This is a genomic window from Priestia megaterium, assembly GCF_009497655.1.
GTDB classification, from domain to species: domain Bacteria; phylum Bacillota; class Bacilli; order Bacillales; family Bacillaceae_H; genus Priestia; species Priestia zanthoxyli.
This window is the reverse complement of the sequence record NZ_CP023317.1, coordinates 1,249,684-1,271,204: the sequence shown is the minus strand read 5'-3', so window position 1 is coordinate 1,271,204 and position 21,521 is coordinate 1,249,684. Positions and strand designations below refer to the sequence as shown.

22 protein-coding genes and 2 riboswitches are annotated in these 21,521 nt (G+C 40.1%); of the genes, 6 read left to right on the top strand and 16 right to left on the bottom strand.

Features of this window, described 5'->3' with window-relative positions; translation table 11 throughout:
• The first annotated feature begins 71 nt into the window (after positions 1 to 71).
• Positions 72 to 803, top strand: a complete 732-nt coding sequence (locus tag CEQ83_RS06365) for a ZIP family metal transporter (RefSeq protein ID WP_028414161.1) — start codon at positions 72 to 74, stop codon at positions 801 to 803.
• Positions 804 to 867: 64 nt separating this feature from the next.
• Here the strand turns inward: CEQ83_RS06365 and CEQ83_RS06360 are convergent, their stop codons facing one another.
• The 11 genes from CEQ83_RS06360 to CEQ83_RS06315 form a co-directional block, all read right to left on the bottom strand.
• Positions 868 to 1,107, bottom strand: coding sequence for an aspartyl-phosphate phosphatase Spo0E family protein (locus tag CEQ83_RS06360; RefSeq protein WP_013082228.1), 240 nt, complete (start codon positions 1,105 to 1,107; stop codon positions 868 to 870).
• 277 nt (positions 1,108 to 1,384) lie between these two features.
• Entirely contained in the window at positions 1,385 to 1,522 is a 138-nt protein-coding gene (locus tag CEQ83_RS26960; RefSeq protein WP_165573317.1) for a hypothetical protein, read from the bottom strand.
• 127 nt (positions 1,523 to 1,649) lie between these two features.
• Positions 1,650 to 2,990 (bottom strand): CoA-disulfide reductase, encoded by a 1,341-nt coding sequence (locus CEQ83_RS06355; protein WP_028414162.1) that lies wholly within the window; start codon positions 2,988 to 2,990, stop codon positions 1,650 to 1,652.
• A gap of 86 nt (positions 2,991 to 3,076) precedes the next feature.
• Positions 3,077 to 4,111 (bottom strand): ABC transporter permease, encoded by a 1,035-nt coding sequence (locus CEQ83_RS06350; protein WP_028414163.1) that lies wholly within the window; start codon positions 4,109 to 4,111, stop codon positions 3,077 to 3,079.
• The gene (locus CEQ83_RS06345; protein ID WP_028414164.1) at positions 4,108 to 5,613 is read right to left on the bottom strand and encodes a sugar ABC transporter ATP-binding protein; all 1,506 of its coding nucleotides are present in this window, start codon (positions 5,611 to 5,613) and stop codon (positions 4,108 to 4,110) included. The genes CEQ83_RS06350 and CEQ83_RS06345 overlap by 4 nt, the downstream gene beginning before the upstream one ends.
• Before the next feature lie 16 nt (positions 5,614 to 5,629).
• A complete protein-coding gene (locus CEQ83_RS06340; protein WP_028414165.1) occupies positions 5,630 to 6,706 on the bottom strand; it encodes a sugar ABC transporter substrate-binding protein in 1,077 nt (358 codons plus the stop codon).
• A gap of 122 nt (positions 6,707 to 6,828) precedes the next feature.
• Positions 6,829 to 7,344, bottom strand: a complete 516-nt coding sequence (locus CEQ83_RS06335; RefSeq protein WP_099000157.1) for a cupin domain-containing protein — start codon at positions 7,342 to 7,344, stop codon at positions 6,829 to 6,831.
• A gap of 15 nt (positions 7,345 to 7,359) precedes the next feature.
• Positions 7,360 to 7,998: a methylthioribulose 1-phosphate dehydratase gene (locus CEQ83_RS06330; RefSeq protein WP_028414166.1), complete on the bottom strand. Its 639-nt coding sequence runs from the start codon at positions 7,996 to 7,998 to the stop codon at positions 7,360 to 7,362.
• Entirely contained in the window at positions 7,995 to 8,660 is a 666-nt protein-coding gene (locus CEQ83_RS06325) for a 2-hydroxy-3-keto-5-methylthiopentenyl-1-phosphate phosphatase (RefSeq protein ID WP_048020344.1), read from the bottom strand. The genes CEQ83_RS06330 and CEQ83_RS06325 overlap by 4 nt, the downstream gene beginning before the upstream one ends.
• Complete coding sequence (mtnW, locus tag CEQ83_RS06320) at positions 8,657 to 9,901, bottom strand: 2,3-diketo-5-methylthiopentyl-1-phosphate enolase (protein ID WP_099000158.1); 1,245 nt, start codon at positions 9,899 to 9,901, stop codon at positions 8,657 to 8,659. Before mtnW ends, CEQ83_RS06325 begins: the two co-directional genes overlap by 4 nt.
• Before the next feature lie 80 nt (positions 9,902 to 9,981).
• A riboswitch (SAM riboswitch) is annotated at positions 9,982 to 10,088 on the bottom strand.
• A 130-nt stretch (positions 10,089 to 10,218) separates the two neighbouring features.
• Positions 10,219 to 11,391, bottom strand: coding sequence for a pyridoxal phosphate-dependent aminotransferase (locus tag CEQ83_RS06315; RefSeq protein WP_155017571.1), 1,173 nt, complete (start codon positions 11,389 to 11,391; stop codon positions 10,219 to 10,221).
• A gap of 112 nt (positions 11,392 to 11,503) precedes the next feature.
• Here CEQ83_RS06315 and CEQ83_RS06310 point away from each other — a divergent pair, with 112 nt between their 5' ends.
• The 5 genes from CEQ83_RS06310 to CEQ83_RS26955 all read left to right on the top strand — a co-directional run bounded on the left by CEQ83_RS06310 (position 11,504) and on the right by CEQ83_RS26955 (position 15,534).
• A complete protein-coding gene (locus CEQ83_RS06310) occupies positions 11,504 to 12,286 on the top strand; it encodes a carbon-nitrogen family hydrolase (RefSeq protein WP_028414170.1) in 783 nt (260 codons plus the stop codon).
• A 91-nt stretch (positions 12,287 to 12,377) separates the two neighbouring features.
• Positions 12,378 to 12,529, top strand: a riboswitch (SAM riboswitch).
• A gap of 135 nt (positions 12,530 to 12,664) precedes the next feature.
• Complete coding sequence (gene mtnK / locus CEQ83_RS06305; protein WP_028414171.1) at positions 12,665 to 13,837, top strand: S-methyl-5-thioribose kinase; 1,173 nt, start codon at positions 12,665 to 12,667, stop codon at positions 13,835 to 13,837.
• 35 nt (positions 13,838 to 13,872) lie between these two features.
• Positions 13,873 to 14,931 (top strand): S-methyl-5-thioribose-1-phosphate isomerase, encoded by a 1,059-nt coding sequence (gene mtnA / locus CEQ83_RS06300; RefSeq protein ID WP_033578368.1) that lies wholly within the window; start codon positions 13,873 to 13,875, stop codon positions 14,929 to 14,931.
• A gap of 124 nt (positions 14,932 to 15,055) precedes the next feature.
• On the top strand, positions 15,056 to 15,295 hold the full coding sequence (locus tag CEQ83_RS06295; protein ID WP_154991552.1) for a hypothetical protein: 240 nt from the start codon (positions 15,056 to 15,058) through the stop codon (positions 15,293 to 15,295).
• A gap of 74 nt (positions 15,296 to 15,369) precedes the next feature.
• Positions 15,370 to 15,534, top strand: coding sequence for a hypothetical protein (locus CEQ83_RS26955; RefSeq protein ID WP_014461081.1), 165 nt, complete (start codon positions 15,370 to 15,372; stop codon positions 15,532 to 15,534).
• Here the strand turns inward: CEQ83_RS26955 and CEQ83_RS06290 are convergent, their stop codons facing one another.
• The 5 genes from CEQ83_RS06290 to CEQ83_RS06270 form a co-directional block, all read right to left on the bottom strand.
• Positions 15,535 to 16,038, bottom strand: a complete 504-nt coding sequence (locus CEQ83_RS06290; RefSeq protein ID WP_028414173.1) for a methylated-DNA--[protein]-cysteine S-methyltransferase — start codon at positions 16,036 to 16,038, stop codon at positions 15,535 to 15,537.
• 19 nt (positions 16,039 to 16,057) lie between these two features.
• Complete coding sequence (locus CEQ83_RS06285) at positions 16,058 to 18,214, bottom strand: PAS domain S-box protein (RefSeq protein WP_228123038.1); 2,157 nt, start codon at positions 18,212 to 18,214, stop codon at positions 16,058 to 16,060.
• A gap of 285 nt (positions 18,215 to 18,499) precedes the next feature.
• On the bottom strand, positions 18,500 to 19,213 hold the full coding sequence (locus tag CEQ83_RS06280; protein ID WP_028414175.1) for a LutC/YkgG family protein: 714 nt from the start codon (positions 19,211 to 19,213) through the stop codon (positions 18,500 to 18,502).
• Entirely contained in the window at positions 19,191 to 20,630 is a 1,440-nt protein-coding gene (locus CEQ83_RS06275) for a LutB/LldF family L-lactate oxidation iron-sulfur protein (RefSeq protein WP_014461085.1), read from the bottom strand. Before CEQ83_RS06275 ends, CEQ83_RS06280 begins: the two co-directional genes overlap by 23 nt.
• 17 nt (positions 20,631 to 20,647) lie before the next feature.
• Positions 20,648 to 21,367 (bottom strand): (Fe-S)-binding protein, encoded by a 720-nt coding sequence (locus tag CEQ83_RS06270; RefSeq protein ID WP_028414177.1) that lies wholly within the window; start codon positions 21,365 to 21,367, stop codon positions 20,648 to 20,650.
• Between the last annotated feature and the right edge of the window lie 154 nt (positions 21,368 to 21,521).

Below are 21,521 nucleotides of genomic sequence, written 5' to 3'. Positions count from 1 at the left end.
CAAAAAAACATACACTAAAAGAACGATGTGAATTGAGGATAAAAAGAAGAATACGTAAAAGGAGACGGTTTATGACTGAGGTACTAATTGGAAGCATTCTTTCTGCGCTATCGACTGGAGTAGGCGCTTTGCCTATTCTATTTTTGAATCAAGAACTCACTCATCGCTGGAAAGATATACTTCTTGCGCTCACTGCAGGCATCATGACAGCAGCTTCTACTATGAGCTTAATTCCAGAATCTCTTCAAAGCGGCGGTTTTTTTTCCTTAGCGATTGGCTTACTGCTTGGCGTGGTAACATTAACACTCTTGGAGCAGAATATTCCTCACATTGATCTTGAGCATTCTAAAACCGGCATACAGTTTGATGAAAAAGCACTTTTAATTGTTTCCGCTATTACGTTGCACAACCTTCCTGAAGGACTGTCTGTTGGTGTGAGCTACGCTTCAAATGTTGAAAATACAGGGAACTTAATTGCCCTTGCAATCGGTCTTCAAAATGCACCTGAAGGACTGTTGGTCGCGCTATTTTTAGCTCAGCAAAATATCAGTAAAATAAAAGCATTTTTAATTGCTACCCTTACAGGATCAGTTGAAATTGTAACGTCTTTACTCGGGTTTTATTTAACTAATTTTGTGGAGTCTCTCGTTTCATATGGATTAGCGTTTGCTGCCGGAGCCATGCTTTTTATTATTTATAAAGAGTTAATTCCGGAAAGTCACGGCGATGGAAACGAAAGATTTGCTACTTATTCGTTTATTTTTGGTATTTTGTTTATGATTTTTTTAATTAACATTTTTTAAAGCTGAAGAGAGGCCACGGGCAGCGTAATTGTTTCACTGCCCGATCCCGAATGCTTGTCCTGCATTACAGCTTTGAAAAAGATAAAAAGCGGCTAATCAGTGTGGCAAACGATGTCTTTTCTTCCTCTTCTTTTAAACGCTGCTTTTGATAAACGAGTAAGAGCTGATCAAGCTCTTGACTACAGGTAACGGTTTCTTCATTAGTCAGACCTTTTTCTTCTCCGAGCTGCACCATCTTTTGTCTTTTTTGGACGATTTCCACTAATAATCTCTCTGATTTCGTTCTATTTCTCACTCCAAACACAAAATCCTCTCCTATGACAAAGAAATTAGCTTATAACGCATTATTACAAATTCTACTAAATATGTAAATAGAGTCGCAATAATAGACATTTTTTTCGCAAAAAAATTATTTTGTCGGAATTTATAAACGCTTACATTACTATAGGAATACCGTTTATCTTTTTTTTACAAGTTGTTTTTCGACAAAAGATGCTGCTTGTCGAATAAAAAAGAGGTTGAGACATAACGAAATAAATCCAAACGAAAGACGAACAAATGAGATACATGAGCTGGACTGCTTATGACACCGCAATTGATTTCCGTGCAAGGCTTCGCTTTCCGCGGGCGGCCGCTGAGCCTCCTCGTCGCTTTCGCTCCTGCGGGGTCTCACCTGTTCCGCTTTTCCCGCAGGAGTCTTCTCCTTGCCCTCCAATCAATTGCTAGAAGGAACGAAACAAATAAAACGATGTGCACCATCAAAAAAAAAAAGAACCACTCATCAAACAGGTTGATGAATGGTTCTTTTTTTACTTGGACTCAACTACTTTTGTCCCAGCCTCTTTTTTATTCAGCTTTTTGAGCAGCGATTTGTACAGCATCCCATACCGTAGCAAAAGGAGGGGCATACGAAAGATCTAGCATGGTTATTTCATCTGTTGTGAGGCGGCAAGTAATAGCTGTCGCAAATACATCGATTCGTTTTGCAACTCCTTCTTTCCCAATCATTTGAACCCCCAAAATCTCTTTTGTTTCAGGATGATAAACAAGTTTTATCACAATCTTTTCAGCTCCTGGATAGTAAGAAGCATGACTGGGAGCCCCGGCTGTGATGGTTTTGTATAAAAGAGAATTTTCTCTTGCTTCTCTTTCTGAAATGCCGGTTTTTCCGATTTCATAGTCCATCACTTTGACAATGCTTGTACCTAGAACACCCGGAAATTTTCTATTTTCTCCCCCTAATCGGTAACCAAGAACCCTTCCCTGCTTATTGGCAATGGTTCCAAGAGCAATATGAACATCTTTTTTTAATACGCGGTGATAGCTCGTTGCACAATCTCCCGCTGCGTAGATATGAGGCACGTTGGTTTCCAACTTCTCGTTTACTAAAATAGCTCCATTTTCAAGCATTCTTAGTCCGTTTCTTTCTAAGAATTGCGTATTCGGACGAACTCCTACATTTACAATCACTAAATCCGTTTGGTACGTTTGACGGTTTGTTTGAACGTGAGTGACGGAACCATCTGAATGCAGCAATGCTTCCACTTCTTCTTCGAAATGAAATAAAATATCGTCATCTAGCTGCTTTTGTAGATGCTCTGCCATGTCTTGATCTAAAATAGATAGAATCTGCTTTCCCTGTTCAATGACCCGTACTTCTTTTCCCAAAGCCTTCATTGCTTCAGCTACTTCCATTCCGACATATCCTCCACCAATAATAGTGACTTTTTCTACGGAGTGAGCCTGTAGATATGTATAGATTCTTTCGCTGTCTTCTAATGACTTTAATGTGCATACATTCGGCATGTTATCACTCATAAAATTAGGTTTAACAGCCGTTGTTCCAGTTGCAATGATGAGTTCATCATATGTTATCTCTTTTTCAGCGTGCGTTTTGACATTTTGTGCTACTATGTATTTCTTTGTATGGTTTACTTCTTTAACTTCGTGAAAAAGATGGACGGAGATATTTCGCTCTTCAAACTCTTGTTTCGTACGAGCAATCAAATCGTCTTTTTCTTTTACAACACCTGACAGATAGTAAGGCATGCCACATGCGCTGTAAGAGATATCTCCACCTTTTTCAAACACAAGGATTTCCACTTCTTCTTTTTCTTTCATCCGGCGAAGCTGTGAAGCTGCGCTCATTCCGGCGGCTACTCCTCCTATAATGACGACACGTTTCATCTATACTCCCTCTTTCTACATAAATAATAGATTATACTATTGTTTTTCCTTATTCTTCCCGATTTCAAACGAAAAAAAACGGCTGTTTACACAGCCGTAGATGTTTGTTTCGAGCGGTAATACGTTAAAGCCAAGGCTCCTGCTAATACAGCTCCTTTAATAATATCTTGCATATAATACGGAACATTTAGCATCGTTAATCCATTTAACAGCACACCAATTAAAATAGAGCCAATCAGCGTCCCGAATACATTCGGTTTCCCTGCTCCAAATACGGAAAAGCCAATGTATGTCGCAGCTACGGCATCCATTAAAAATGGTGAGCCTGCGTTCACTTCTCCTACTCCAATACGGGCAGCTAAAACGACTCCTCCAATTCCAGCAAGCAAACCTGAAAACATATAGGCATACATACGATAACGATTAACCGGTACACCCGAAAGTCTTGCTGCTTCTATGTTACCTCCTGTTACGTAGAAAAAACGACCAAACTTTGTATAGGAAAAAACGATATGAACAAGCAGCACAGTCAGCAGCATAATGATCACAGGGACGGGAATACCTAGAAAGTGACCTTGCCCCAGCGCAAGGAAAGAAGGAATGAAAATTCCTGGAGCTCTTTCTCCGCTTGGTAAAGGCATATTGGTATAAATAGCTGAGCCTTTTGTATACGTTAATAAAATCCCCTGTACGATAAACATCATGGAAAGCGTGGCTAAAATATCAGGAATCTTTACTTTCACTACTAAAAAAGCATTCACTAACCCGATGAGAAGCGATGCAATAATCGGAACAATGATAGCGACTGCAATTTCTTGTCTATGTAAAACGAGCATAGAAGCTGATAAAATAGTGGCTAAACCAGCCGTAGATCCTACAGATAAGTCGAGTCCGTTGACGGTTAACGATATCGTTACACCAAGCGCAATTAAGGTAACAATGGAAATAGAGCGCAGAATATCACTAATGTTTTCTCCTGTTAAAAAGTTAGGTGTGGCAATGGAAAAAATAATCATAATAACAAAAATCATTAAGACTGTCCCATATTTGTAAAAAAAGTCGAAAACGCTTATTTTTCTCTTTGGTTTCGCTACAGGTTCTGTTACATACTCCGCACTCATCCTTTTACTCCTCCTGCTGTATAATAAAATAATTTTTCACTAGTTGCTTCTTCTTTGGATAATTCTTTCACGATTTTCCCGTTGTACATAACATAAATTCGATCCGCTACCCCTAGCAGCTCCTCGAATTCACAGGTTGCATAAACAACGCCTTTTTGCTGTGACACAAGCCCTGTAATTAAGTCGAATATCTCTCGCTTAGAGCCCACATCAACCCCTTTAGTTGGCTCATCGAACAACAGTACGTCAGAATCCGTAACAAGCCATTTTCCGATTGCTACTTTCTGCTGATTTCCACCGCTTAACGTTCCAACTGACTGCTCGATAGAATGAGACTTTACGCCAACTTGCCCAGTCGTTTTCTGCGCTTTTTCTTTGATCTTTCCTCGCTTTAGAAACGAATAATTTGTAAAGCGGGACAGACTTGGCAAAACTAAGTTATCGGCAATCGATTCATGAACAAAAATTCCTTCTTTTCTTCGTTCTTCAGGAACAAGAGAAAGACCTTGTGCAATATAATAATACGGCTGCTTATTCAACTTTAGTTTCTTGCCTTTTAACCGAACGCTGCCGCTGACATATTGCTCTAAACCAAATAGACTTCGGCAAAGCTCCGTTTTCCCTGCTCCTACAAGCCCTGCAATACCGACTACCTCTCCTTCTTTTACATGAAAAGAGATATTCGAAAGGCGCCCTGGAAGGGATAATGCTTCTACATGTAAAAGTTCGTTTCCAACTTCTACTGATTTTTTGACCCACTGTTTTACAGAAGACGTTCCTAACATGAGCGTAATCACGTCTTCAATTGATGTATGTGAAGTTTCTTTTGTAGCTACATAGCGTCCGTCCTTTAAAACCGTTAAGCGGTCGCAAATATCAACCACTTCTTGAAGGCGATGTGAAATATAAATAATGCCTACTCCGCTTTTCTTCAGCTCTCTCATCACAGAAAACAATTGTTTCGTCTCTTCCACACTAAGAGGTGCGGTTGGTTCATCCAAAATTAAATAATCAACATTCTGTACAATTGCACGTGCAATAAGCACCTGCTGTTTTTCTGATAGAGTTAGATCAACAACATTTTTTTTAACGGATAAAGAAGAACCAAGTAAAGAAAGAGCTTCTTCCGCTTTCTTATAAATAGATTTCCAGTTTACAAATGTCTTACTTTTCTTAGAAACCTGCACGTCTAACACAATGTTTTCAGCTACTGATAGCGAAGGAATCAGCGCTACATCGACTTCTTGGTGTACAATGCCGATGCCGTGGCTCTTCGCTTCTTTAGGAGAAGAAATAGAGATTTCTCCTCCGTCTTTGTAAATCTTTCCTTCGTACTCGTCGTAAGCTCCGCACAATATTTTCATCAACGTACTTTTACCGGCACCATTGGCTCCCAATAAAGCATGAATTTCCCCTTTTTGAACAGTAAAATCAACTTTGTTCAGCGCTTGAAAAGAACCAAAGTTTTTTGTAATGTTCTTCATTGAAAGCTCGTTCGTCATGTCTGTCCCTCCACTTCTACTCTTTTTTACCCCATTCTTCTACGTACTGACTAAGCTGGTCCATATTAATCGTTTGATTAGGCAAGTCAGTTTGTTTGACTAAAACCGGATCAAAGGAATAATAACGAGGGATCTCTTGACCGGAAATCTTTTTAAGAAGCAGATCAACCTGCTTTTCTCCTACTGAAGCTGGGTTTACAGCAGCTGACGCTTTCCACGGGCTGTTTTTTGCCTGCATCATTTGCAGGTCTTCATCAGATAAGTCCACTCCATATACCTTAATCTCATCTCGTCCTGCTTCTTTAATCGCTCTTGTGACTCCTTTTGCAAATTCGTCCCAAGGTGCCCAAACGGCTGCAATGTCTCCTTTATTTGGATACTGCTTTAATACAGCCGCCATTTTATTTTGAGTGTCTAGAGAGGTGTTGTCTGTTGCGCTTCCAAACGTGGCAATTTGTTTTACATCTGGATAGCGATTCATCATAATTTTATAAATGCTGTCGCGTTTTTCCATCGGTGCAAAGCCTCCAACAAACGCATATACAATATTTCCTTTTCCGTTAATGTCCTGCATCATTTGCTTCAGCCCCTGGAGCGCAAGCATATAATCATCTTGGTCAATCGTTGTAACGCCTTCTACCTTTAATTCTACGTCTGTTGCAATAACGGGAATCCCTTTTGCAATCGCGCGCTTCACGCCAGGTTCAAGGGTTTCAGCCCGGCCGTGGTCAATCATAATACCGTCAACATTTTGGTTAATAGCCGTGTCTAAATACGCCGCCATTTTAGATTGATCATTATTAGAATCAGAAACGGATAGCTGTACTCCTGCTTTTTTAGCCGCTTTTGTCACACCTGTTATGTACTGAGCAGCGTGAGTGCCTGATGTAAATTCAGAAATAAGCGCAATTTTTGTATCTTTCGTAATCTTTTTTCCTTCTTGCTGTACAGGCTTAGCAGAAGCCGCTTGCTGCGCTGGAGCTGCCTGTGCTTTCTCGTTTAGACTTGGCTGTTCTTTCGTGCAGGCAGCCAGCGCAAAAACTAGAAGCACGAGCAAAGTAAGTGGCCACAGCATTTTTTTACTCTTTTTCATGGTGTTCCTCCTATTAAACTTATTATTCATATAAAAATAGTTAGTTTTATAATAATCCAAAGAATACCCCGCTTTTAGATGTAAAAGCGGGGTGATCATGACCTATGCTTTACAAGTAGTTGTTATGCGTAAATAGGTACCCATCCTTCAGTTGTCACGAAAATTCGCACAGCGACTACTTTACGATCTTCCATTAGTGTAAAGTAATGAAGAATGTTTTCTGGTACTGAAATTAAATCGCCCGGCTCTAATTCAACATCAAAAAATTCACCGTCTTTTCCTTGAATAACAAAGATTCCATGACCGCTTACGATAAAGCGAACTTCGTCATCTGTATGAATATGCTTGCGCTGAAAGTTTTTTAACAATTCATCAATGTTTGGTGTAGATTCCGATAACGAGATAACATCTTGAGCTTTATAGCCGCGGCGTTCAGAAATATCTTTAATATTCTCACCAAAAGCGTTTAAAATTTCTGTTTTTTCTTCATCAGTTAAATCATATTTTTCACGAAGATTTTCTGGAAGTTTTGTAATATCCCAGTTTTCATAAATAACTTCATTGTTTGCCAGAAAAACTGATACTTCCTCTTGAGTTTCAATTCTTTTATTATTTACATGTAAGCGAATTTGCGCCATTTTTATTTCCTCCTTTTATAAATGCACCTTTGGCTTAATGCCTTTAAGTGATAGTAATTTCACATGGTAGCTAAATAGAAATTCATAGGCTTCTAGCGCTTTTTTTGTTTCAAACGCATTTTTTCCCCATACCGTAATCCCGTGGTTACGAATTAAAATCGCGCCTTGATCGCCTTTTATATGGTGAGAAAATTCTTCTGCTAGTGTCGGAATATCCGCGTAATTCGGAATAATCGGAACAGTAATTTCCGCATCTTCCTCCCAAATACCCAGTGCCTTAATAATTTCTTGACCTTTGAATGAAATAAACCCTTCATCTCCGTACAGTTCAGAGATCACGTTGTTGTCGATTGTATGTACATGAAGGCTGCACCCAGCATTCGTTGACTCGTAAATCTTAACGTGTAAAAGCGTTTCAGCAGAAGGCTTTAAATGCGTTTCTTCTGCAGGCTTCCCGTATTGATCAACTAACAAAAAGTCTTCATTTGTGCGTTTTCTTTTATCTTTTCCACTTGCTGATACAAAGAAAGTTGTCGGATTTTGATCCACTTTAATCGCTAAGTTTCCGCTTGTACCGAAGAACCAATCGCGCTCTGCCAACTCATCTTTTATATCTGCAAGCTCGTGTAATCTTTGCTGAGCCATAATACTCATGCTTTCACCTCTTCTGTTAATTCTTGTAAATGGTGAATCACATCATAAAAAGTAGAAAAAGGACGATACGGTAGAGATAGCTCTTCGCATTTTTTAATTAAAAAGTCACGCGCAATGACAGTGTCAGCTAATTTGGCAGCCTGCAAATCTGTAATTGAATCGCCAATAACAACCGTATGATCTCTTTCATCTGCAAGATGGCGAATAATCGTTGGCTTACAGCAGCCGCAGTCATTTGTACACTGTTTATCACATGTATGAGGCCACGTAATGGAAATATGCTCACCGGAAAAATCAGATCCGTTGCAGTAGAGCATTTCCTCTGCAACTCGATTTCCCAAAAGCGGTTTTACAAAAAAGTCAATTCCTCCGCTTACAATATAAAGCGGAATATGATGCTCTTTTGTATAGGCAATAAAATCATCAAATCCATCTCGAATAGCAGACGTCTCTAAAATATAAGAAATAATATCTTCCTTTAATTCCACGGGAAGCAAGGCAAACATTTGCCCTACTCCTTCTTGAATGGAGACGCGCTGTGCTAGCACGTCGTCTTTAATACTTTCCCACTCCGGAGGAGCAAATTGTTTCATAATAGCAATAATGTTATCGCTATTTGTGATTGTTCCATCAAAGTCACAAAAGATTTTTAACGATGTCATGCTTTCACCTCTACTGTTCCCCATAGTTGCAAAGCTTTTTGCAACTCTTTTGATTCTTCCGCTTTTTCGGCTAGTGTTTGATGAGAGAGTACTGCATCTATCGCCGCACGGAATGCTTTTCCTCCTCCGATAGCGCCGTCTGGATGACCGTGAACTCCGCCTCCTGCATTAATAATGCTGTCGATTCCAAAGTCCTTCACAAGCTGCGGTACCATTCCAGGATGAATTCCTGCTGAAGGAACCGGGAAAGTCTGCTTATATTTGTACACAGGACGCGTTAATTCGTAGGCAATGCCTGTCGTATCTTCAAGAGAAAGCGCTACGGTTCCGTATGGTGATGGAAACAGTGAGAAATCCGCTCCGGCTAAGCGCAATAGTTTTCCAAGCAGTAATGAATTTGAAAAACCGTAAAACTCTGATGGCGTAAGCGCTCCGCTAACAGCTGGGTGTGCCATAATCGGCAAGTTAATTTCATCATCTTCTCGAAGTGCCTGCAGTACGTCTAACCCGTAAGCAAATACGTTGAATAAAAGAACATCGGCTCCTAGCTCAGCTGCTTTTCTCGCTTTTTCTTTTAATTCAAACGTTCGTCCCGTTAAATTAACAGCATACAGCGTGCGGTGTCCCGTTTTTTCGTATACGTCATTCAGTACTTTTTTTCCTTCTGTAACGCGAGTTTCAAAAGGTGTTCGTTCACTATCAAACAAAATCTCGTCGTCTTTAACCAAATCCACTCCGCCAAGCGCTTGCTCACGCAGCTGAGTTGTTAAGTACGTCATGTCTCTTCCAATCACGCCTTTAAAAATACTCATCACAAGCGGACGGTCATAAACGCCTAGTTTCTCTCGTATACCTTCTATTCCAAAGCGCGGTCCTGGGAATTCAGCTAATAATTCATCAGGAAAATCCAAGTCTAATAATTTCACTTTTCCATCAAGTGATAGTTTTCCGAAAACCGTAACTAAAATAGCCGGTAAATCTCTTGAAAAGTTGGCAGTTGGATAAGCAATTTTGACAATAGCCTGCTTAACCTCTCCGCCTAAATATCCGTTAACACGTTCGCAGTCTTGAAGCTCAGTTACGGATACGACGCGCCCTTTATGCTTTTGAAGCTGCTGTTGATCTAAAAGCGGCAGATCTGTCCATGAGCCGACGGTTAGTCCTAAAGCAATTCCTTCCGCTTTTTTATGAAAATTTCCTTTATTGTCATGTAGTAAGTAGCTTGCAACGATTTCACTCATTATGCTAAAAACTCCCTTGCTGTTTAATATCGTTAATAAAAAAAACCTCTTCTGTGATTAAGAAGAGGCTTTCGTTGCTCTTCTTATCTCTCAGCTGCTGCTGCAAGAATTAGCACCGTGCTTAACATGCGTTAAGTCGGTTGCCGGGCTTCATCGGGCTAGTCCCTCCACCTACTCTTAATAAGAAAGTTGCTATTTATTTAAATTGAATTCGTAGATTATATACTAAATAAAAAATACCGCTAGGATTTATCGGTTATTAATCTCGTTAACTTCTTACATATTAAGCCAACTCAAAAAGGATTGTCAATGCGTTTTTAAAATAAATTTAATTTTTTTATTCGAGATACAGCTTCTCTCATGCGCTCTTCATCCGTCAGCAGTCCTACGCGCACATAGCCTTCACCATATGTTCCGAAGCCTACTCCAGGTGCCACTACAACGTGGGCTTTTTCAAGAAGTAAATCTGAAAATTGTTCAGAAGTATATCCTTTAGGAACTTTTAGCCATGCAAAAAAGGAACCCGCTGGAGATGTAACGTCCCAACCAATTTCTTGAAGCCCTTGAATAAAGGTATTGCGTCTAGATTCATAGCGCTTAACTAAATCATTCACACATTGTTGAGATTCTAACAGAGCTGCCGCTGCTGCCTCTTGAACCGCCCCAAAGAGGCTGACATACATATGATCTTGAAGAAGATTAATAGCTTCTACTACACTTTCATTTCCTACAGCAAATCCAACTCGCCATCCCGCCATGTTATACGTTTTAGAAAGAGTATAAATTTCAATTCCCGTCTCTTTTGCACCAGGAGTCTGTAAAAAGCTGATTGGCTTTTTACCATCAAATCCAATGGCTCCGTAGGCAAAGTCGTGTACCACACAAATATCGTGCTTGGCAGCAAACGCCACGGTGTCTTCAAAAAATTCTGCCGTTGCCACTGCACCGGTAGGATTATTCGGATAGTTTAAAAACATGAGCTTTGCCTGTTCTTTAGCACGTTCACCTATCTTTTCGTATACGGGCAGAAAATGATTTTCAGCCGTGAGCGGCATCACTTCCATCTTTGCTTTTGCAAGCTCTACTCCAGACCAGTAATCAGGATATCCAGGATCCGGAACCAGCACCGTATCTCCAGGGTTTAATAAGCACTGCGGGATTTCAACAAGTCCACCCTTCCCGCCAAACAAAATAGCTACTTCTTTTTCAGGATCCACATCAACGCCATATTCTCGTTTATAAAAAGTCGCAACGGCCTCTTTCAAAAACTGGTGCCCCCGAAATGGAGAATATTTATGATGCATAGGATTAGCACTTGCTTTTTGCAGTGTTTCTACAATATGTGAAGGAGTAGGCTGATCAGGATTGCCCTGCCCTAAGTTAATAACGTCGTGCCCTTGGGCCATTACTTTTCCTACCTTGCCTACAAGTGATGCAAAAAATTGTTTTGGTAAACTTTTTAATAGTTCCGATTGCTCAAATTGTTTCATCATCGCACACCTTCTCAAAAAATTCTTGAAATTCTAGTCACAAATAATATATTGTAATACTCAACTTGTAAAGTCATTTTTTTCAACTACTACAAAAAGGACGGATGATAAAGTGAGTGTAAAAATCACGTGTTTGCAGCTTGATATTGCGTTTGGAAACCCAACTAAAAACCGAAAATATATTCAACAAAAAATGACGGAAGCTCTGAAAGAAAACCCTGACATCCTTGTGCTTCCTGAGCTATGGGATACAGCTTATGATTTGACGCGGCTAGACGAAATTGCCGATGATGAAGGACAGCAGGCCAAGCAATTAATCTCTCAATTTGCTAAAACGAACGAAGTAAATATTGTGGCAGGTTCGATCGCGAAAAAAACAGAGCAAGGCGTCACAAATACGATGTATATTTTTGACCGAAAAGGTCGTGAAGTGTCACAATACAGTAAGCTGCACTTATTTAAATTAATGGATGAGCACCTCTATCTAGAAGCAGGAACAGCAAAAAATCTTTTTACACTTGAACAGTCTTTATGCGCAGGAGTTATTTGTTACGATATTCGTTTTCCAGAATGGATTCGCGTGCATACTAGCAGCGGAGCAGAAGTCTTATTTGTTGTTGCTCAGTGGCCGGCTCCAAGACTTGCCCATTGGAAAGCACTGCTCATTAGCCGCGCAATCGAAAATCAATGCTATGTAATCGCGTGTAATCGTGTAGGCCAAGATCCTAATAACACATTTGCCGGACATTCCTTAGTCATAGATCCGTGGGGAGAAATAATCGCTGAAGCTGGCGATAGCGAAGAACTTTTAAGTGCCGACGTTAACCTGGAACTTGTAAAAGAAATTCGTAAACAAATTCCTGTCTTTACAGATCGCCGCACAGAATTTTATTAATTATGTATTGACAGCCGTTTTTTTGCATGATACGATTTTCACCAGATAACATAAAATTTTCAAACAAATCAAAATTGAATAAGTAATCGTACTCTTATCAAGAGTTGGCTGAGGGATTTGGCCCTGTGAAGCCCAGCAACCGACCGTCATTCCATCCTAAGGTGGATCACACCCGTAAAACATGTTTTTACAAAGGCACGGTGCTAATTCCAACAGAAAGTAATTCTTTCTGGCAGATAAGAGGTTTGAACACTACAATCAAGCCTCTTTCCAACGAAAGAGGCTTTTATATTTTCTAAAATTATAAAAGCCTCCATACATTCTTAAACCTATTAACTTAGTAAACAAATCAGTTTAATAAACTATGGAGGGATTCTAATGTCAACAACAAAAACAGAGAAGTATCAGCCTTTAACAGAAATTTCAGCAATCAAACTTGTGAAAAAGCTAGGTCTCTTTGATGCCACAGAAGCACTGACTGCCCGTGAAATCGGTGATGGCAACTTAAATCTCGTCTTTCACATCATAAATGATCAAACGAATAAATCCATTATCGTCAAACAAGCACTTCCCTATGCAAAAGTTGTAGGCGAAAGCTGGCCTCTATCCTTGAACCGTGCCACGATTGAAAGCAATGCGCTCAAGCAATTCGGTGCATTTACCCCTGAACTCGTACCAGCTGTGTATTACCACGATGAAACGCTTGCTGTTACGGTCATGGAAGATCTGTCTCATTTAACGATTTCCCGCGCCGGACTTATTCAAGGAGAAAGTTATCCCCTGCTTTCACAGCATATCGGTTCTTTTCTAGGACATATTGCGTTCAAAACGTCGGATTTTGCCTTAAAGCCTCAGGATAAAAAAGAAGAAGTCGTCAAGTACAGCAATCCGGACTTATGCAATATTACGGAAGATTTAGTTTTTACAGATCCTTTTTTTGATATCGATACAAATGAATTTGAAGAAGCGCTGCGTCCTGATGTAGAAGAATTGTGGAACGATGGAGATGTAAAGTTACAAGCAGCAAAATTAAAATATAAATTTTTAACAAATGCCCAAACGCTAATTCACGGTGATTTACATACAGGAAGCATATTTGCTAGCAGTCAAGAAACGAAAGTGATTGATCCAGAGTTTGCTTTTTACGGTCCGTTTGGATTCGATTTAGGCCAATTTGTTGCAAATTTATTTTTAAATGCTCTTTCTCGAAAAACAGATCGCGAACCGTTATTTGCACACATTACGAACACATGGAACGTATTTAAAGATACCTTTACTGCGCTTTGGCATTCTGAAAACACTGAACCTTTCGCTAAAGATGAGCGCTTGTTACATGAAATTTTAACGCAAACGTGGCAAGATGCTGTTGGATATGCAGGGTGTGAAATCATTCGACGTACGATTGGCTTAGCTCACGTGGCGGACTTAGACGAAATTTCTTCAGAGGAAAGAAAAATTAACGCTAAACGTACTGCGTTAAAAATTGGACGCTATTTACTTCTGCACCAACAAGACGTTTCACCAAATGAATTTGAACATTTACTTCGATAACGAATAATGTACACAATGAAAGGATCGGTATCAGCATGACAAATACACTATCACTTCCGCGCTCAGTGGAATGGAATGAATCATATATTACTTTATTAGATCAGCAGCAGCTTCCTGGCAAAGTTGAATATATTAAGCTGCAAACCATTAAAGACGTATGGGATGCTATCACTACCTTGAAAGTACGCGGAGCCCCTGCAATTGGCATTACGGCGGCTTTTGGTCTTGCTCTTTCTGCGCTTAGCTATGACACGGATTCAGTCAAGGAATTTAACAAAAAGCTAGCTCTAGATCAACAGTATTTAGCTAGTTCACGCCCGACTGCCGTCAATTTATTTTGGGCATTGGACCGCGTAGCGAAAAGCGCTGAATCCGCTTCGTCCGTTAATGAAGCTAAAACAAAAGTTGTTCATGAAGCGATTCAAATTCAAGTAGAAGATGAAGAAACGTGCTACCGAATTGGAGATCATGCCCTTTCTTTATTTAAAAAGAAAGATAAAATCATGACAATATGTAATGCTGGTTCAATTGCTACAGCTTATTATGGAACAGCATTAGCACCTTTTCACTTGTCTAAGCAGCGCGATATTCCGCTTGAAGTATTTGCTTGTGAAACAAGACCCGTTCTTCAAGGTTCTCGCTTAACAGCATGGGAACTTCAGCAGTCGGGAGTAGACGTTACGCTGATTACGGATAATATGGCTGCTCATACCATTAAAACAAAAGGAATTAATGGGATCATTGTAGGTGCTGACCGCATTGCATCAAATGGCGATACGGCTAACAAAATTGGAACGTATGGACTTGCTCTTTTAGCGAAAGCATTCGGTATTCCATTTTACGTAGCAGCGCCGCAGTCCACATTTGATTTATCTATTCAAGACGGAAGCAGCATCCCTATTGAAGAACGTTCACCTAAAGAAGTAACGCACATTGGAGATACGCAAATTGCTCCAGACGGAATCTCTGTGTACAATCCAGCTTTTGATGTGACGCCAAGCGAACTGATTACGGCCATTATTACAGAGCATGGAGTTATCCATTCCCCGTCTTTTGAATCCATTCAAAAAGTTTTGCTGCAATCTGCTCAATAACAAGAGGCTGGGACAAAAGTATTTTAGCCCCACTGCAAAACGAACCACTAATCAACATGTTGATTAGTGGTTCGTTTTTTTGTGATGGTAAATATCGTTTTATCTGTTTCGTTCCCTCTAGCAGTTGATTGGAGGGCAAGGTGAAGACTCCTGCGGGAAAAACGGAAGGGGTGAGACCCCGCAGGAGCGCAAGCGACGAGGAGGCTCAGCGGCCGCCCGCGGAAAGCGAAGTCTTGCACGGAAATCAACTGCGGTGTCACAAGCGGTTCAGTTCATCTATACGAGTTGTTCATCTTTAGATGACATTGATTTTGTTATGTCTCAACCTTTTTTATTAAACAGCGCTTTTTGGCTGCATTTGTAACACAATTGTAACAGTACTCTCTGCTTTTTCTACATATATTATAGGGGATTCTTTTTGAATAAGGAGGAGTAAAAATGAGTGCAGAGCAAAAAACGGATAAAAACAAAGCGTTGAATCGCAAGCAGCAATATCAGCTATTCGATTTATCCAAAGATGAAGAACTAAATTCCCTCCCTTCTCCTCAGCAAATTGACGGTGTTTTTGTGCAGGGAGAAGGCTGGAAATTAGACGGTGAATAGTTATTTTAACTCCAGAGCGCCTTTTGCTACATTTCTTTCAAGCATTAATAGTTTTTCTTTTATATGAGTTTGGGAACCTGCATAACCTGTTAAAGCTCCATTTTTACCAATAACACGGTGACAAGGTAAAATAATAGGCAGTGGATTTCGACGATTCGCTTGTCCCACAGCCCTTACGGCTTTAGAGCGATTAACAGACTCCGCTACATCACTATAAGACCACGTTTGTCCATAAGGTATACCTTTAAGCGTTAACCACACTTCTTTTTGAAAGTCTGTTCCTTTTATATCCAAAGGCACATCAAATGTTAGCGTGCGCCCTTCAGCATAATCCTGAAGCTGCCGCTTCGCTTCTTTCACAAGGTGATAATTCTCGTCATGGACAAGTTTTTTAAGCTGCTCGTTGTGATCATCGCTATCAAACCAAATATGTTGAACCCCTTTTTCCGAGGCTACAATATAAATTTTCAAATCAGAAAATAAGTTCATTTCTCCATAGTACATACTCGCTTATCCTTTCTAATTAGGCTGGAAGAATAACACGAAAAGCCGTTCCTTCTCTTATTTTGCTTTCCACTTCAATTCGCCCTTTATGTTCTTCGATAATTTTATATGAGACCATCAAACCAAGCCCCGTTCCTTTTTCTTTTGTCGTATAAAATGGTTCTCCTAAGCGCTTGATGCGCTCTTCGGGCATTCCGTCTCCTTGATCTCGAATGGAGACCGTCACGTAGTGCGGCTCTGTAGAATAGACCTCAACAAAAATTCTTCCCCCGTTTGACGTAACTTCAATTGCGTTTTTAATTACATTTATTAGTACTTGTTTAATTTGGTTCGGCTCGCAGTATACCATTGGCAGCTGAGGGGACACACTTAGTTCAAACTGAATATTTTCTAAAAGCGCTTGAGCATTTAATAAATCAATCGTTTCTTTAACAACCGCAGCTAGATTTTTCTTTTCGAACTTTACGGCCTGTGGCTTAGCGAGTACTAGAAACTCTGTAATAATGGTTTCGATTCTTTTTAATTCGGATTTAATAATATCAAAATAAAGAGAGTGATCTTCTTGAATGCTGCTTTCTAGCAGCTGAACAAACCCTTTTAAAGCCGTCATCGGGTTGCGGATTTCATGCGCAATCCCAGCTGCTAACTGTCCGACTACTTGAAGCGTATCCGATTTCCGAATCTGCTCCTGCATTTGATTTCGTTCCGTTACGTCTCTTAAAAGCGTCATATATAGACCTGGCAAGATATCTTTTTTCGTAGAGAATTCGATGTTTTTAACTTTTTCGTTCCCCGTAACGTACGTAATCTCTCCTTCAGCTTCCCCTTTTTGCTCAATTGTTTCTTTATGCTCAATGACCGCATCTAAATTCGCTGAAGAAATAAAATCCTCCATGGAATGCGCACAAATCTCCTCTTTGCTGAGTTCGAGAATATCACAAAGAGAAGAATTCACATCAATAATATTTCGCTTGCCGTCCCATAAAACTAACCCATCGATCGAACCATTAAAAATCTGTCTGAATTTCTCTTCGTTATTCCGAAGCTCTTGTTCGATTTTTGTACGTTCACTAATGTTTCGAAAAATGGTTAAATGGTCTCCTTCTATAATGCCTTTTTTCCCTGTGAATTCCAACTGTTTGATTTCTCCATTTGGCATGTAAAAAGGAAGCTGATTGCGAATTTCTCCCTCTTTTTGAAATGTTTGCAGCATTTTTAATGCACTAAAGCTTTGCTTATCGATAAACGTATACAAATTACTTCCAATCAATTTGTTCAACGGCAGCTCGAATGTACGGGACGAAGCAAGATTAGCGTTTAAGATTTCCCCATCGTCTTTCCAAATCAAAATGGCTTCAATCGCATTTTCAAAAATAGCCCTGAAATTTTTTTCGCTTCTCAACAGCTGCTGCTCCATCAGCCGTTTTTCCGTCACGTCTCTCATAATGGACATATAGTATTGACTGTATATATTAGCCGTTGTGGTAAATTCAAAAAAAGTAACGTCTCCATTTTCGAGCTTAATCGGCAGCTCGCCGCTTGTCTTTCCTTCTTGATGCAGAGTTCTCCATAATTTTTTCACTTTATAATGATAAGTAGGTTCTACAAGCTCCTCTAACGTTTTGGTTAAAAGCTGTGCTCTTGTATAATTTAATCGCTCGCAAAATGAAGGGTTCGCGTCGATAAGCTGACCAGTTCGATCAAAAATAACAATTCCATCTACCGCTTCATTAAATACATCCATAAACATATGATGACTAATAAACCGTTCGTTTTCCATCACCTTGTGCTGTGTAATATCTCGAAATGTACACACAATAATGCCCGACATGTGACTATGTTTGTGTGAAGTAAATTCAACATGTTTCATCATGCCGCTTTGAAGCGTCATCGCGCCTTCATATTTGAAATAGCTTTCTTCTAAAAGCGCTGGATAGTACGCTTCAATCATGTCATACGGAAAATACATGAGAAAATCTTTCATTTGATACGTTAATAGCTCATCCTTTGTTTTTTCAAACAGCCCGCAGGCTGATTCATTGGCATTTATAACTTGAAAATACTCATCAAATACGACAATGGCATCTAATACGTCATTAAAAATAGCTCGTAGCTGCTCTAATTCACCTTGCTGCTTTTGCGCAGCTTCAGATGTTAATTCTCTGTGTGGTGACATGCTCATTGCTCCTTTCTTTTGCACTTCCCATTTCCCCACCTTTTATCTATAGACTTAGTATTCTACAAGATTTGCTTTTTACCTTTTTAAAATTAGTCACGTTTATTCAAAATGCGACATTTCTTCACATTCTCCCGTTATTTAAAAAAGGAGCATGAATAAAAGAGGCTGGGACATAACAAAATGAAACCTATGCTCAACATAACAAAGAAAACGAACCGTGAATCAACATGTTTGATTCACGGTTCGTTTTTCACTTCGGCTAAAATACGTTTTCCCAAGCCTCTATCGATCATTCACTACAATATAAGTGGCTTGAATAGGTCCATGCACGCCAACGACTAGATTCATTTCAATATCAGCTGAATTGCTCGGTCCCGTAATAAAGTTAATGCAAGAAGCAATCGTTTCTCCTCGCTCTACTTTTTCATGAATCATTTCAGCAGCTTGTGTCATGCGAGGGACAATGGAGCTTTGAGGAATGATCGCAATATAAGTGGCCGGCAGCAAACTGACCGATCGTCCTTTTGCAGCGCTGCTGAACAAAACAACTGTGCCGGATTCCGCTAGCGTCAAATCACTGAATGTGATGCCTACATTTGCTTGTTCAGCTAGTTTAATATTCTCATCGCCTTTTGCAGAATTCCATACATGAAGGCTACTGCTTGTTTCCCATTTCTCCATCAGCAGATTCAATCCATATTCGGAAAACCTAGGATCATCCCACGTGCTCACAAGACCATTTCCATAGTTCGCTACGGCTTCCTCAAGGACAGCTGGCAAGTGTTGTGATGATGTTTCTACATAGCGAGTATGAATACGTTCGCAATGGTTTTCAAGCTCTTTCTTTAATTGATCTGGCGAATAGCTGCGGTAGACCTCATGCTGAGGAGCATGCTTCCATTGGGGCTTTACTACGCCGCTTGTTCGCCTGCTTCGCTTAAGATTAGCTGCAATATTATCTAAAAAACTGTCTCTATTTTGAATGCTTCCGTTCATCATCATCACTCCTTTTATCAAACCAATCTCGTAAGCGCTCTTTTGTAGGCGCCGGAAACTCTCTGCTTTCTGTCCACGCTTTTAATGGACCAGGCCCTTTGGAAATACTGCTTCCTGACATAAAAGGAGTAAGAGCAGCCGGTGCCACTTTAGCGCCCACTGTATATAGAGAAGAAGAAGCTGCTCCCAAGCCAAATGCTTTCATCGCCAGCTTTTCCGAAATAGGTGCTTTTCCTTCTTTCTCGACAATTCGCTGACGGTGCTTGTGCAATAGCTCATGCAGCGGAATTTTGACCGGACAGGCATCCGTACAGGCTGCGCATAGAGTTGAAGCATATGGAAGCTCTTTGTAGTCTTCATAGCCTCCAAGCAAAGGAGATAATACAGCTCCAATCGGACCTGAATAAATAGATCCATATGAATGCCCTCCAATATGGCGATACACGGGACATACATTCACACATGCCGCACAGCGAATACACTGTAAAACAGATTGAAACTCAGTTCCTAAAATCGCAGATCGTCCGTTATCTACAATCACTAGGTGAAATTCTTCCGGTCCGTCTACTTCTCCTGGAAGTCTAGGTCCTGTAAGCGCTGTTACGTAACTTGTAAGCCGCTGACCTACTGCACTTCTAGTTAACAGGCTTACCAACACTTCAAACTCTTCAAACGTTGGCACAATTCGTTCCATTCCCATAACCGTAATTTGCGTTTTAGGAAGGGCCGTTGTTAACCTTGCATTTCCTTCATTGGTTACAAGTGAAATAGACCCAGATTCTGCAATCGCAAAATTACATCCCGTGATGCCAATATCAGCTGATAAAAATTCTTTTCGCAGCATTTCCCGGGCGTGAAGAGCTAGTTCTTCAGGTTTTTCTGTTTTTTTATAAGAAAGCTTTTGTTGAAATACATCTCTAATTTGTTCTTTATTTTTATGAAGTGCAGGAGCTACGATATGAGAAGGCGGATCGTGATCATCTACTTGCAGGATATATTCTCCTAAATCCGTTTCAATAACTTCACAGCCCAGTTCTTCTAAAGCAGCGTTCATATGAATTTCTTCTGTAACCATTGACTTGGATTTAACGACTTTCTTTGCCTGCTTTTGCCTCGCTACATTTTTTATGTACTCATTCGCTTCTTCAGCTGTTTGAGCGAAAAAAACGTGGCCTCCGCGTTTAGCTACATTATCCGTTAGCTGCTCTAAATAGTAATCTAAATTTTCAAGCGTATGCTGACGAATTTCTTCGCCAAGCGCTCTCCATTCTTCCCAGTTCCCTAACTCTTCCGCCGCATCTAATCTACGGCTTCTTAAGCGCTCTTGAGCACCTGAAACCGCAAAGCGCATAAACGCATTATTTACTCCGTCATCGACGCGTTTTTTAAACTGATCGTTTCCTATTTTCATAGACATTCAGTATTCTCCTTTCTTTACATTCTGCTATTTAACACTTCAGCGATATGCATCACTTTTACAGGCTGTCCTTTTCGTTCAATTCTTCCTCCAATATTCATAAGACAGCCGCAGTCAGCTCCAATTAAGTACTCCGCGTTTGTTTTAGCTATACAGCCCACTTTTTCATCGACCATTTGTTCAGAGATTTGCCCCATCTTAACCGAAAACGTCCCGCCAAATCCGCAGCAGTTATGACTGTTTTCAAGATTCTCCATTTCAAGACCCTTTACATTGTTTAATAGTGTAAAAGGTTCTTTTTTTACGTTTAGCAAACGCGTCATATGACAGGAAGAATGATAAGTGGCTTTCCCATTTAAGCTGGCTCCCACGTCTTCTACTTTTAAAACGTTTACAATAAAATCCGTTAGCTCATACGTTTTATCAGCAAGCTTCACGGCAGACTCATGCCATGCAGCATCACCTTTAAAAAGATGGGGATACTCTTTAAACATTGTCACACACGAGCCTGATGGAGATACAACGTACTCTGCATGCTCAAACGCTTTTATCATGTTTTTCATTGCTTCTTTTGATTCTTTTACGTAACCGCTGTTATACGCAGGCTGCCCGCAGCATACTTGACTCTTTGGAAAATCCACTTCGCATCCTAATCGTTCTAACAATTCTACCGTCGCTTTTCCTACATTTGTTTGAAACATATCAATCAAACATGTGGCAAATAAAGATACTTTCATCATTTGCTCCCTCCAAGCTGATCATTTTACTTCTTTTAGTTAACAGGTCATCAGATGACTTAATGCTATTATACTCCTATGTTTTTCTAATTTCACTAGTTTTTCAAAAATACATTTCTTTGTTTGATATTTTTCCCACAAAATAATAAGAAAT